We start from the raw sequence: 12,056 nt of genomic DNA, 5'->3' as shown, positions 1-12,056 counted from the left end.
CCAGGCGGGTTTTGATGTATATTGCCCGGGAATGAGGTTTTTGGGCAACCGGACAGAGGTGATGGCAGCCCTTTGTTTTTTATAACCTCCAACGTTCGAGAGCCAGAAAATGATTGAACCTTTCAAAATGGGATATACCGTTCTGGGCGGCCTCGGAATTTTCATCCTGGGGATGAAGTTCCTGTCGGAAAGTCTGCAGATGCTTTCAGGCGGGCTGATCCGCAAGGCGATCTCTTCCGTCACCGCCAATCGTGTCCTGGCGGTGCTGGTCGGCCTCAGCGTCACCGCTTTCGTTCAATCTTCGTCGATCACCACGGTCATGGTTGTCGGCCTGGCCAACGCCGGCCTGATGCAGTTAAGTCAGGCGATCGGGGTCATTCTGGGCGCCAATATCGGCACCACCATCACTGGCTGGATTCTCGCGGTCAATATCGGCAAGTATGGCCTGCTGCTGGTCGGTCTGGGCATATTCCCGATGCTGTTCGTGAAAAACGAGCGTATTTCCGGCATTGCCAAGGTCGTTGTCGCCCTGGGGATGATCTTCTTCGGCCTGGAGATCATGAGCGGGGCGTTCAAACCGCTGCGCGACGCGGAAGGATTCAGGAATCTGATGCTTCTGCTCGATGCCCGGTCCCTGCCGAGTCTGCTGGGGTGCGTCGCCATCGGTTGCATGATGACCATGATTATCCAGAGCAGTTCCGCGATGCTCGGCATCACCATGGCCCTTGCCACCACCGGCGCCATCCCGATGCAGACCGCCGTGGCGCTGGTTCTGGGAGAGAATATCGGCACCACCATCACCGCCCAGCTCGCCGCACTCGGCAGCACCTTTACCGCCCGGCGGGCCGCCATGGCCCACAGCATGTTCAACGTTGCGGGGGTTCTCATCATCATCGCCATATTTTCCCCTTTTATCAGCCTGATCGAAACCCTGGTTCCCGGCGCCTCCGATTATGTCAACAATGTCGGCAGCCGACCCTACGTTGCCGCCCATATTGCCTTTGGGCACTCCTTTTTCAATGTGGTGGCGACCCTTGTCATGTTGCCTTTCCTCCAGTATCTGGAAAGAGCGGTGGTCAAAATCGTGCCGGAGGCCGGTGCTGCGGGAAAAGGGCCGTTCAAATATTTCGGCCCGCCCGGCAGCATGCCGCTGGCGATGGGTGTCTCCATGGTCCATGAAGAGCTCAAGCGCATGTACGGGCTGGTCCAGACGGCTTTGTGCCATGCCGGTAACCTGCTGAAGCCGGAGAGCAAGGGGCGGGAGCGCTTCACCCAGAAGATAAAAGCGATCGAGGACGAGACGGATATCATGCAGAAAGAGATCACGACTTTCACCGTTTCCCTGATGCAGGCCGGCAAGTCCGGGCTGGAGCAATCGGACCGGGCTTATGCTTATATCCGCGCCGCCGATGAGCTTGAATCGATTGCGGATTATGCGGCCTCGATCAGTTCCTATGTGAAACGGCTCGAAAAGAACGAGCTCGATTTCAGCGAGGATGCCTGGAAGGATCTGGAAAGTTTCCACTCCAGGGTGCTTGATTTTTTTGCCCGGACCGGAAAAATGCTTGAGAACGAGGACAGTGGCAGCGCGAACGACATGTGGAAGGAGGCCTCAGGGCTCAATGCGTTTGCCAATGCCATTCGGGATGCGCACCTCGACCGGATGAAGGACGGTTCCTGCGGCGCCTTGTCAGCCCTTATCTTCAGCGACATGGCAATTGCTCTGCGTCGGATCAAAAACCATACGGTCAATCTTTACGAAGCGTTATCCTCCGAGGATCGGTGAAACGAATCCATGCCGGGACGGAACTCTTGCGCTTCCGGGTGCTGTCCGGGGGGATGTGCAGGGCTTGTCGTTATCTGACAGTATTTATTGAACGGCCGTTGGTCTTTTGCAGGTTTCAAGAAGCCCAGCCAGAATTTTAGCTGTTCCAAGGAAGATCACGAAGAATTCCAGCCGGCCCAAAAGCATGCCGCCAATTTCTGTCCAGAGCAACCCGGCGGGTGCCGAGGCTGAAGTGACCCCCACGGAAAGCCCCACGGTCCCCAGAGCACTGGCGAATTCGAATACACTGTCTTTCAGAGAATAGCCAAAAGACGCAATGACTGCCGACCCCAGCGCCAGGGTGACGATATACAGGAAGCTGAAAGCCGCGATCTGCCGGATGTCGCTGTCCTGCAAAAAGCGTCTTTGTTCCCCTACCCACACATCGGTTTCCATCAGGGCGTGGCGAGGCAGAAACATCCGACGCAGTTCCGTGGTCAGGGCGCGGTAGAGCGCGTATACGCGGTATTGCTTGAGCCCGCCGGCCGTGGATCCGGTTCCGCCCCCCACAATCATCAGTCCGATAAGAACCAACCATCCCAACCCGTTCCAGTCCCCGTAACCGACGGTGGAAAACCCGGTCGTCGAGAGAGCCGAAACGGTTTCAAAGATAGCGACGCGTACCTGCTGGCCGGCGGTTGCATAAAGTTTTACCGTAACGCCGGCAAAAACGATCCATATCGATGTCGGGATCAGGACCATCTGGAGCCGGATTTCGCCATTTTTCAGGAAGGCAGACAACTTGCCGTGCATCAGAGCATAGGCGGTGACAAAATTCATGGTGCCGAGGAGCATCAGCAGAATGGTTACCGCTTCCACCGCGGCGCTGTTCCAGTGGCCTATCGACGCCGTCCTGGTGGAGAAGCCGCCGGTCGACAGGGCCGCGAAGGCATGATTTATGGCGTCGAACCACCCCATGCCGGCAAAATACAGGGCCATGCATCCCGCAAGGACATAACCGCTGTACATGGTGATGACAAGCTTGGCCGAGCGGCGCACGTTAGGCACCAGCTGATCGGCCCGCCCTTCTGCCGCACTCAGACCGCTGCCGCTGGGACCGCCCAGGGCGCTGAGCATGATGATGGCCAGGCCGGCGCCGCCGGCGAGTTGCATGAAACTGCGCAGCAACAGCACTAACCGGGAGGCTTTTTCTACATCCACCACGGATAGCCCCGTTGTAGTCCAGGCGCTGGTAGCTTCGAAAACCGCCCGGGTAAAATCGAGCCCGCCGATCAGGAAAAAAGGGATGGCTCCGACCAGAACCGCCAACAGCCAGGCAAGAACGACGACCACCGCGCCCTCCTGCAGCGAAAGGGTTCCTCCCCCCCGCGGCAAGAGACCGCGCCAGGCCATTCCGCCCACTACACTCAGGCCCGCCCCGGGAAGGGCCACACCCCATGCAAGACTCAGTTCTCCGGGGAAAAAAAGCAGCCCGAGGCAGGCTCCCAGCATGATCAGCCCTACCAGGGCGCCGATCAGCCCCGTATAACCGAGCATGATGCGCCAGCGGTGCCGCATAAACGTCGCATATCGCTGGCGGCTCATCAGGTTTCTTCTCCGGTTATAAGTCTGAGCACCCGATCATAACAGTCGGGCCCGCTTATGATGATAAGCCGGTCGCCGCCACGAAGCGATGTGTCCCCACGTGGTACGATGACGTGGCCGTCGCGAAGAATGCCGCCGACCAGCGCACCTTGTGGCAACGCCAGGTCACGCAAGGTCCTGTCCGCGGCGGGAGCATCTTCCCGCAGGGCGATTTCGGAGATGGTCACGCGCCCGCCGGCTAGAGGCATGAGGCTGGCGATATCCTCGAATCCGGCCCGCTCCTCAAGGATGCGTGCAATGATCTGGGTTGCGCTGAAGGCGACACTGACGCCAAGTTTGTGAAAAACGTCCTCATTCTGAGGATCATTGACCAGCGCTACCGTGCGCGGCACGTGGAACATTTTGTGGGCAATCTGGCAAATGGCGAGATTGTCCTGGTCCTTGGAGGCCAGCGCCAAAACCACATCGGCGGTGCGCGCCCCGGCCTCCTCAAGGACGTGCGGGTCGCTGCCGTCGCCATGCAGGACCAGTGCCTTGACCCGGCGGCACAGCGCCTGTGCCTCGGCCGCGTCAGAGACGACCAGCGTGATCTGGTAGCCTTTGCTGGCGAACTGGCGGGCAAGATAATAGAGGAGTTTTCCGGCTCCCGCCACGATTACGCGCATGACTTGTCCCCCTGTTTCTTTTCAATACTGGTCACAAATGCCTGCGCCATCAAGTTGGTCGGGCTGACGGTTTCGATATCGAATTCCCGATAGACCTTCTCCCGGCGGGGATCGAATACCCTGGCCAATACTTTGGGGACGTTGAACAGCTTGCGGGCTACCTGCGCCACCATCAGATTGACGTTGTCCTCTTCCGTTGTTGCCAGCAGGCAGTCGGCCTTGTCGGTTTTGGCGGCCCGCAGCACCTCGATCTCGACGGCGTCGCCGACAATCCGGAAACCGCTGAATTCCGCCGACAGCAGTTCAAACGCCGACTCGTTGACATCGATGATCACCACGCTGCTGCCGACTTCGCTGAGCAGCCCGGCCAGCAGAGAGCCGAGGCGGCCGCAACCGACGATCACCACATACTGCGGCCATTCGCGCTGTTTTTTCAGATGCATTGTCGACTACTCCTGCCCCAGAAGCAAAGGCCCCGATTTTTTCATCACCAGGCGATTGAGATTGGTTTGAGACGGCAGGTAGCCCGGGTTCAATTCCAGGGCCGCCCTGTAATATTTCTGGGCTTCGATGGTTTTGCCCTGCATTTCGCAATAAGCGCCCAGCAGGTTGAATGCCTCCGGGCGATCGGGCTCAAGTCCCGCGGCATGCTTGGCATGGGCCATGGCATTGCCGAGCTGACCCTCCGCGGCGCAGCGTTTGGACAGTGCGATCCAGCCGTTGTAATCGTTGCCCGGGTCGGTCCCTTGTCGAGGCCGGCTGAGGACCTTCCGGACCGCATCGCGCAACTCTCGGGGTGCAAACGGTTTTTCAATGAAATCCAGGGCTCCGAGCTTCATGACTTCGACCGCATTGGTCACCGTTCCGAACGCCGAAATAACGATGACCTGGGATCGCCGGGGTCTTTGCTCCAATTGCCGCAACACCTCCACGCCGTCGATCCCCGGCAGTTTCAGGTCGAGCAGGACCAGATCGAAATTCTCCTCGGCCGCCATGCGCAAGCCCTCCTCGCCGGTGGTCGCGGTGTGGACCTCGTAACCCTGGGGTTCTAGTGTCTGGCGAACCGTGAACAAAATGTTTTTCTCATCATCGATGACGAGAATTTTCGCTTTGGTCTGTTTGGACATGGTTGTTCTCCCCGGATGACTCCCTGGAAAAAGTGGACGGTGCGGCCTTCAGGACAAAAGTAAAGGTGCTGCCTTCTCCTGGTATTGATTCGACCCAGATGCTTCCGCCGTGAGCCTTGACGATTTCCTTGCAGATGGCCAGGCCCAGACCGCTGCCGGCTTTGCTGTCGCCTTTAACCTGGATAAACTTATCGAAAATGCGCGAGCGGTATTCCGTTGGGATGCCCGCACCATCATCGGAAACAGCGAGATATGCCCGCTCAGGATTCCCTTTGGCCATGACGCGGATGTGACCGCCCGGCGGGGTATATCGCAGGGCATTGGAGATCAGATTGCTTATGATCCAGGCAATTTTTGTCGGATCGGCCAGCACCTCGGGAGTTCCCGGTTTGATGGAGGAGACAAGCTCGATCCCCCTGGCTTTGGCCTGATCGTAAAATGCCGCCAGCGTCCGTTCGAAGAGATACGCGATACTGATGGGCTGAATGTCCACCTCGAAGCGGCCGGATTCAAGGCGGGACAGATCCAGCAGATCGCTGACCAGCGCGCGCAGGCGGTTGGTTTCCTCCTGGGCTACCTTGAGCAGCTCGCGTTCTCTCTCGGGCCATTGCTCCGCCAGCTCCTGCAGCAGATTGATGCTCATGGAAATCCCGGTCAGGGGCGTTTTCAACTCATGGGAGGCCGCCAGGACGAATTCGCTTTTGAGCCGTTCGACTTCCTTGAGACGGGTGATGTCCTGCAGCAATACCACGGTTCCCTGAATCTGTTTCCCCCCCTCGGAGCGGATGGGGGTCACGGAAAACCGGAAGAATTGCCGATGGGGTTCATCACCGAAGGAAATTTCGGTCTGCTCCGGCGGCAGTTCCGGTGCCTGACCGGATTGCGTAGTTCGACGGATTATGTCCAGTAGCGGCGTCTGTGGCAGGACCTCGGACACGGCTTTGCCGGAAGATTCCGATATGGAAAGGTTCAGGAGTTTCGCCGCCTGCGGATTGACGGCGGTAATGAAAAAGGCTTCGTCCACGACGATCAAGCCGTCGCCGATACTTCTCAAAACGGCCTCTCCCCGGCGTTTTTCCGCAATCAGACGTCCTACGTTCAGCTCATGGAAGATTTTGAGTTTCTGACTCATGGTGACGATCTGGGCAGCCAGGTTGCCCAGTTCATCGCTGGACGCAATCTCCAGCGTGACATTGTAATCACCCTCGGCCAGCTGTTGCGCAACACGACTCATCGCCGCCAGTGGGCGGAGCAGGAAGCCTGACAGAAGGATGCTCAGGGCCAGCCCGATCGAACCGGAAGCTGCGCCAACCAGCGTCATGGACCAAATGGTTTCCACCGCGAGCCGGCGCGCATGACGGGAAGCGTTTTCCATGGCGGTCTGGTTCATTTCCCGCAAAGCCAGACAGGAATCGCGTGTTTGCATGAAACGAGGCTGCAGGGATTGCTTGTAAAATACCAGGGCGTTTTGACGATTGGCCATGGGGGTGGAGGTCATGGATTGAAACAGGGTCAGAAACTCGCGGTATCCCGAGTCGATTCGGGCTATGATGCGGTCCTCGCCCGGTTCGGTAAGGTTGTTGCGTGCCCGGCCCAGCCATTGCGCAAATTCAATCTGATTATCCCGGAATTGCACCAGGCTGCCTTGCCGGTCGCCGAGCAGAGACAGCAGAGCGGCGCTGTCCTGGCGCTCGAGATGATTGATCATGTTTTCCGCGGCCTGGACGCTGAGCTGATTTTTCTGAAGAATCGCCTCGCCGGCGCGACCGAGCTGATAAAGGCTGATGACTGCCACGGCCCAGACCACCATCATCAATGCCAGGATCAGACCGTAGCCGCCAAGTATTTTGGTTCGCAGTTTCATGGCTCGATAATCCGGAAGCGTTACAGCCCAGCCCGCTTGAAAGGTCTTCAATAAAACCAGTGTACCATCTGATGAGACGGCCTGTTGGCTTTGCCTGAAACGCGGCACCTAAATCAGGGGGCCAGGACTTCGCCAAGGGTTGTAGGCAGTTTTAATAAACAGTTGCAAGGCATCGGCGGAATATTTCATACTGTTGCGGACCTGAAAAAGACCGCAGGGGTTTTTTTCAACATGCCGCTCAGGAATAATTTTTCATCCAGGCTCAGCCATGCGTTTATTTTCGCCGGACAGTCGCGCCTTTACTCTGGTCGAACTCGTTGTCATCATGGTGTTGGCCGGCGTTCTTGCGGCCGTGGCGCTGCCGCGTTTGTTTGACGCGACGGCGTTTCACAGCCGCGGGTTTTACGAAGAGGTGACGCAGGCGGCGCGTTATGCGCAGAAGCTGGCGGTAGCCAGCGGATGCGAAGTGAAATTCAGCATTTCCGCCAGCGGCTTCGCCCTGCATCAACGGGCAGCCAGTTGTCGCTCCGGAGATTTTGTTCGGGTGGTGCCGCGACCGACCGGTGACGACGCTTTTGCCGCTTTGGCTCCTTCCGGCGTGTCTCTGGCAGCCACCGCTTCGTCGGTAATTTTCGATCCCCTCGGACGGGCCACGCCCGGCGGAGTGACGGTGTCGATCGACGGACGCAGTTTTAACATCAACGGCGAAAGCGGTTACGTGGACGGGCTGTGAGCATGGCGGCAGCGGACAGACATGAAGGCGGATTTACGCTCATCGAGCTGGTGATTTCGATGGTGGTGGTTGCCATTGCCCTGGGCGGAGTGCTGATGGTGATAAACTACAGCGTGCGGCACAGTGCCGATCCCATGTTGCAACACCAGGCTGTGGCCATCGCCGAGTCCTACCTCGAAGAGGTTTTGTTGCGGCCTTACGCGGATCCTGACGGGTCGGATGGGGAAACGGTGCGTAATCTGCTGGACGACGTGGATGATTACGAAGGCTGGAGCGATGCCGGTGCTCGTGACCAGGAAGGGACGGCGATCAGTGGCCTGGAGGCCTACAGAATTTCGGTGGCGGTGGACGATGCGACGCTGAACACGGTTGCCTGCAAAAAAGTTACGGTTACCGTGCGCCATGCGGGCGGGATCGAGCTGACCTTGAGCGGTTATCGTATGGACTATTGACATGAATATAGCCAAGTCACGGCGTCCATCTCACCCCTCTTGTTGTTCCTCGACCGGCTTCACTCTGGTTGAATTGATCGTGGTGATCGTGATCGTCGGTATTCTCGCCGCCCTTGGCGGCATGTTCATCGTCCGCCCCGTCGAGGGATTCCTCGATCTGTCGCGGCGCGCGACCCTGGTCGATGCGGCCGAGAGCGCCCTGCGTCGCATGCAGCGCGATGTGCGCCAGGCCCTGCCCAACAGCGTGCGTATCGCCTGTGACGGGCAGTGCCTTGAAGTGCTGCATACGGTGGACGGCGGCCGTTACCGCCTGGAGGGGCCCGGCAACGCCCTCGATTTCATCCAGAACGATACGGACGGGTTCGATGTGCTCGGTACACTCTCTGCGCCCCCCGAAGTCGGCGATGCGGTGGTGATCTACAATCTGGCTGCCGCCGGTAGCAGCGGCAATGCCTATGCCACCCCGGCCGACAACCGGCGCAGCGTGGCGGCGGGCAGCAGCGCCACCTCCCTTCGGCTCGACGACCCGACCCCTTTCCGGCGCTCCTCCCCCTACCAGCGGTTTTTTCTGGTCGATGAGCCGGTCAGCTACGTCTGCGATCCGGTGGCCGGTACCCTGGTGCGCCATTCCGGCTATCCGATCCGCACCTCACAATCGGCTCATCCCGGGGGCAATTCCGCCATCATGACCCGCCATCTGGCCGCCTGCGCCTTTGACTATCACCCCGGCACTCCCGAAAGGGCCGGATTGGTGACCCTGCGTCTGGAACTGGCCATGGAGGGGGAAGCCATCACCTTGTTTCATCAGGTCCATGTGGAGAACGCGCCATGATCGACACCGGTTGGCTTGGTTCGCAAAAAGGGCTTTCCATCGTCACCGCCCTTTTCGTGCTGCTGGTGCTATCGGCGCTGGGGCTTTTCATGGTGACCATGAGCGGCGTGCAGAGTCGCACCTTCCTTTGGGCGCTGCAGGGCGCGCGGGCCTATCATGCGGCCCGAAGCGGTCTGGAGTGGGGTGGGTACCGGGCCCTGAAAGGTGGTTCCTGCGTGTCGGACAGCCTTGACATTGATGGTTTTCTGGTCAGTGTGTCCTGCAGCGAAGAGTCGTTTGTCGAAGGCGGGCAAAGCTACAAGGTTTTCAATATTACCGCGTTGGCGGAATCCGGAACTTACGGCAGCCGCGATTATGTTTCCCGGCAGCTGCAAGCCAGAATCACGGGGGCTATGCCATGAACAACAGGCTGTTTACGGCCCCGGTAAAGCGGGTATTGATTTTTCCGGCTGTTTTTGCCCTGCTGTTGCTTATCCCGGATATCCGGCCGGCCTGTTCGGCCTGTTCGCCTTATCTGGGGGACATGGTGATTAACGAGGCTTACGGGGAGGGACCTTACAGCTCGCCTTTTGTCGAAACCCGGCTTATGGATTACACCCTCGCCTGGGCCGTATCTTCCTGGTATGTACGTACCTGTCATGCAAGCGGGAACAGAAATCTTTGTGAGGATAATTTTTTTAATCCCGGGGATAAATCGGAATTTTACATTTCCGGGAATCCTTACTTCGTGTTTTACCCCGGGAACCAGATGATGGATCTCGGCGGGATGGACATAACCATCCGCGATGCGGACGGTACAGTTATCGATTATCTGTCGATCAATGGCTATGATTATCAAAAAGGTGCCTGCGGTTCCGTCGATGACAACAGCGTGACCATTGGACCGGGAATCAAAGGCGCCGAGAGGCTTCCCGACGGCACGGGGGAATGGGTTGCCTATGCGGAGTCCGGCGCGAATCACGAACCTACCCCGAACGGCTCCAATGACGGATCCCTGGTGGCGATTAACCATTATCGTATTTATCATCCGGCGGACGCTCTGACATGTCAGGCTGCGTCCGTGACGCTGCGTGCCTGTGCGGATGAGGATTGCGCCAGCAGTTTTGCTGCCGAAGCTACCGTCACCCTGGCTCCCGTCAGTGGTTGGGCCGGCGGCAATGTCCAGACCTTCACCGGCGAGTCGGAATCGATTCTGTTGCGCCATAACACCCCCGGCAGTGTCACGGTAGGGATCGCGTCGGCCAGTCCGATGGCCACCAATCCCGCACGCTGCTATCAGGGAGGCGCTGTCAGCGACTGTACCATTGATTTTCACGACTCCGGCTTTGTTTTTGAGGTGTCGAACCTGACCGCCTGCCAGAACGCGGGGATTACCCTGCAGGCCGTGCGAAGAGACGCCCGTACCCAAGCCTGCACAGGGGATGATGGTTTTGCCAACCAGGAAAACCGGCCGGTCTCTCTGGCCACCTCCTATCTCGATCCGCCTGACCGCCGGACTTCACTGCGGGTCAACGGGCATTCCCTGCCCTTGAACGGCGCGGTTGCCATACCTCTCGATTTTGACGGTGAGGCCAAAACTACCCTGACTCTCCATTATGCGGATGCCGGCAAATTGCGGCTCGATGCTGCCTATGCCGGCAGTGGCGAGGAAGCCGGCCTGATCATGGCCGGAAGCAGCCCTGAATTCGTGGTATCCCCGCATCACCTGCGGGTGCGCGCCACCACCGATGCCACAACCCTCTTGAATAACGCCGCTTCCGCCGGAGTTCCCCACTGGCCGGCGGGAGAAGATTTTCAGGTCGAGGTGGCCGGGGTCTGTGCCGATGGCACCGTGACGCCGAATTTCGCCGCGATGACGAGCTTGAGCGCCCCGGCGGGCAACCCCGCGGCCGGCATCGTTACCGGCGGAGCCTTTGCCGCCGGCGATTACAGCAACGGAATCGTCAGCGATACGGCAGCCTACAGCGAAGTCGGCACCGTCACCCTGCAGGCGCGGGCCACCAATTATCTGGGCAGCGGCGTCGATGTGATCGGCAGCACGACTGTCGGCCGGTTTACCCCGCATCATTTTACCGCTTCGGTCAACAGCCCGTCGTTTGCAACGGCTTGCAGTGGCGGCAGCCCCGGATTCACCTGTCTCGGTCAGACATTCGATTATGCCGTCGCCCCGGTAATCACGGTCACGGCCAAAAACAAACAGGGGGCCACCACCGCCAATTATGCCGGAGCATGGTGGAAGATCAGCGGCGCCACGCTCACCGGCAAGACATACCGTACCGTCACCGGAGCCCTGGACCTGTCCGGATTGCCGGCCACGGATCCGGTAATCTCCGGTCTGGGCGGCGGAATGGGACTGCTGTCTTTTGGTTCGGGCAGCGGCCTGCGTTTTGTACGCGGTGTGCCTGTGGCGCCTTTCGATGCGGAAATCGGTCTGGAAATAAACATATTTGACGCCGACGGTATTGCCGCTGAAGCCAACCCCGTGACCTTCGGCGCAGCGGCAGCCGGCGCCGGCATGGCCTTCGATCACGGCAAGGAAATGCGCTGGGGCCGTCTGGCCATGAAAAATGCCTACGGTTCCGAGTTGCTGGTCCTCTCCATGCCGATGCGCAGCGAGTATTTCAATGGCAGCGTTTTTGTTCCGAACCATGCCGACGGCTGTACCTCCCTGCCCCTTGGCCGGCTGATTTTGTTCAACGGCACAACCACCGTTGGCGGGGAACAACCCATCGCCGTCGGCAGCGGCATCAGCAGCGCCACCCTGTATGATCCGCTGGTGGCCGGCGATGCCGGGTTGAAGTTCAGCGCGCCCGGTTCCAATGGTTACATTCAGGTTCGGGCCGATCTTTCCCTGTTGCCCTGGTTGCGTTACGATTGGGATGGCGACGGCGCACACGATGACGATCCGGCGGCTCGCGCCAGCTTCGGGATTTACAAGGGGCGCCCGGCAGTGATCTATATGCGCGAACGTTTCCGCTAGCTTGCATCCGGAGCTTCCGCCGGGAGCTTGTCG

The 12,056-nt window shown here is 59.1% G+C and carries 11 protein-coding genes; 6 read left to right on the top strand and 5 right to left on the bottom strand.

The features are described 5' to 3' along the window. Window positions 1-109 precede the first annotated feature (109 nt). Complete coding sequence (locus AB7E65_RS03810) at window positions 110-1,786, top strand: Na/Pi cotransporter family protein (RefSeq protein WP_320360444.1); 1,677 nt, start codon at window positions 110-112, stop codon at window positions 1,784-1,786. An 84-nt stretch (window positions 1,787-1,870) separates the two neighbouring features. Here the strand turns inward: AB7E65_RS03810 and AB7E65_RS03805 are convergent, their stop codons facing one another. Genes AB7E65_RS03805 through AB7E65_RS03785 form a run of 5 tightly spaced genes read right to left on the bottom strand, consistent with a single transcriptional unit; the run spans window position 1,871 to window position 7,026 of the window. Further along, window positions 1,871-3,370, bottom strand: a complete 1,500-nt coding sequence (locus tag AB7E65_RS03805) for a TrkH family potassium uptake protein (protein WP_145926400.1) — start codon at window positions 3,368-3,370, stop codon at window positions 1,871-1,873. Next, window positions 3,370-4,035 carry a potassium channel family protein gene (locus AB7E65_RS03800; RefSeq protein WP_072286804.1) on the bottom strand — a complete coding sequence of 222 codons (666 nt, stop codon included), beginning with the start codon at window positions 4,033-4,035 and terminating at the stop codon, window positions 3,370-3,372. Before AB7E65_RS03800 ends, AB7E65_RS03805 begins: the two co-directional genes overlap by 1 nt. Further along, the gene (locus tag AB7E65_RS03795) at window positions 4,026-4,478 is read right to left on the bottom strand and encodes a potassium channel family protein (protein ID WP_428745296.1); all 453 of its coding nucleotides are present in this window, start codon (window positions 4,476-4,478) and stop codon (window positions 4,026-4,028) included. The genes AB7E65_RS03800 and AB7E65_RS03795 overlap by 10 nt, the downstream gene beginning before the upstream one ends. Window positions 4,479-4,484: 6 nt before the next feature. Continuing rightward, a complete protein-coding gene (locus AB7E65_RS03790; protein ID WP_072286806.1) occupies window positions 4,485-5,162 on the bottom strand; it encodes a sigma-54-dependent transcriptional regulator in 678 nt (225 codons plus the stop codon). Further along, a complete protein-coding gene (locus AB7E65_RS03785) occupies window positions 5,122-7,026 on the bottom strand; it encodes an ATP-binding protein (RefSeq protein ID WP_428745295.1) in 1,905 nt (634 codons plus the stop codon). The genes AB7E65_RS03790 and AB7E65_RS03785 overlap by 41 nt, the downstream gene beginning before the upstream one ends. A 268-nt stretch (window positions 7,027-7,294) precedes the next feature. Here AB7E65_RS03785 and AB7E65_RS03780 point away from each other — a divergent pair, with 268 nt between their 5' ends. The 5 genes from AB7E65_RS03780 to AB7E65_RS03760 are packed head-to-tail and all read left to right on the top strand — an operon-like array spanning window position 7,295 to window position 12,023. Next, window positions 7,295-7,759 carry a pilus assembly FimT family protein gene (locus AB7E65_RS03780; RefSeq protein WP_428745294.1) on the top strand — a complete coding sequence of 155 codons (465 nt, stop codon included), beginning with the start codon at window positions 7,295-7,297 and terminating at the stop codon, window positions 7,757-7,759. A gap of 2 nt (window positions 7,760-7,761) precedes the next feature. After that, on the top strand, window positions 7,762-8,211 hold the full coding sequence (locus tag AB7E65_RS03775) for a prepilin-type N-terminal cleavage/methylation domain-containing protein (protein ID WP_072286810.1): 450 nt from the start codon (window positions 7,762-7,764) through the stop codon (window positions 8,209-8,211). A gap of 1 nt (window position 8,212) precedes the next feature. Then, window positions 8,213-9,043 (top strand): prepilin-type N-terminal cleavage/methylation domain-containing protein, encoded by an 831-nt coding sequence (locus AB7E65_RS03770; protein ID WP_072286811.1) that lies wholly within the window; start codon window positions 8,213-8,215, stop codon window positions 9,041-9,043. Continuing rightward, complete coding sequence (locus AB7E65_RS03765) at window positions 9,040-9,444, top strand: pilus assembly protein MshP (RefSeq protein ID WP_428745293.1); 405 nt, start codon at window positions 9,040-9,042, stop codon at window positions 9,442-9,444. Before AB7E65_RS03770 ends, AB7E65_RS03765 begins: the two co-directional genes overlap by 4 nt. Next, a complete protein-coding gene (locus AB7E65_RS03760) occupies window positions 9,441-12,023 on the top strand; it encodes a DUF6701 domain-containing protein (protein ID WP_428745292.1) in 2,583 nt (860 codons plus the stop codon). The genes AB7E65_RS03765 and AB7E65_RS03760 overlap by 4 nt, the downstream gene beginning before the upstream one ends. Window positions 12,024-12,056: the final 33 nt, after the last annotated feature.

This window comes from Syntrophotalea sp., from assembly GCF_050253115.1.
GTDB classification, from domain to species: Bacteria; Desulfobacterota; Desulfuromonadia; order Desulfuromonadales; family Syntrophotaleaceae; genus Syntrophotalea; species Syntrophotalea acetylenica.
The sequence above is the reverse complement of the archived record's forward strand: the minus strand, read 5'-3'. Positions and strand labels throughout refer to the sequence as shown.

Bases quoted from the DNA above. Each gene is read 5' to 3' on its own strand.
- AB7E65_RS03775 (WP_072286810.1), top strand. From the start codon at position 7,762: ATGGCGGCAGCGGACAGACATGAAGGCGGATTTACGCTCATCGAGCTG.
- AB7E65_RS03800 (WP_072286804.1), bottom strand. From the start codon at position 4,035: ATGCGCGTAATCGTGGCGGGAGCCGGAAAACTCCTCTATTATCTTGCC.
- AB7E65_RS03795 (WP_428745296.1), bottom strand. From the start codon at position 4,478: ATGCATCTGAAAAAACAGCGCGAATGGCCGCAGTATGTGGTGATCGTC.
- AB7E65_RS03785 (WP_428745295.1), bottom strand. From the start codon at position 7,026: ATGAAACTGCGAACCAAAATACTTGGCGGCTACGGTCTGATCCTGGCA.
- AB7E65_RS03765 (WP_428745293.1), top strand. From the start codon at position 9,040: ATGATCGACACCGGTTGGCTTGGTTCGCAAAAAGGGCTTTCCATCGTC.
- AB7E65_RS03790 (WP_072286806.1), bottom strand. From the start codon at position 5,162: ATGTCCAAACAGACCAAAGCGAAAATTCTCGTCATCGATGATGAGAAA.
- AB7E65_RS03760 (WP_428745292.1), top strand. From the start codon at position 9,441: ATGAACAACAGGCTGTTTACGGCCCCGGTAAAGCGGGTATTGATTTTT.
- AB7E65_RS03770 (WP_072286811.1), top strand. From the start codon at position 8,213: ATGAATATAGCCAAGTCACGGCGTCCATCTCACCCCTCTTGTTGTTCC.
- AB7E65_RS03810 (WP_320360444.1), top strand. From the start codon at position 110: ATGATTGAACCTTTCAAAATGGGATATACCGTTCTGGGCGGCCTCGGA.
- AB7E65_RS03805 (WP_145926400.1), bottom strand. From the start codon at position 3,370: ATGAGCCGCCAGCGATATGCGACGTTTATGCGGCACCGCTGGCGCATC.
- AB7E65_RS03780 (WP_428745294.1), top strand. From the start codon at position 7,295: ATGCGTTTATTTTCGCCGGACAGTCGCGCCTTTACTCTGGTCGAACTC.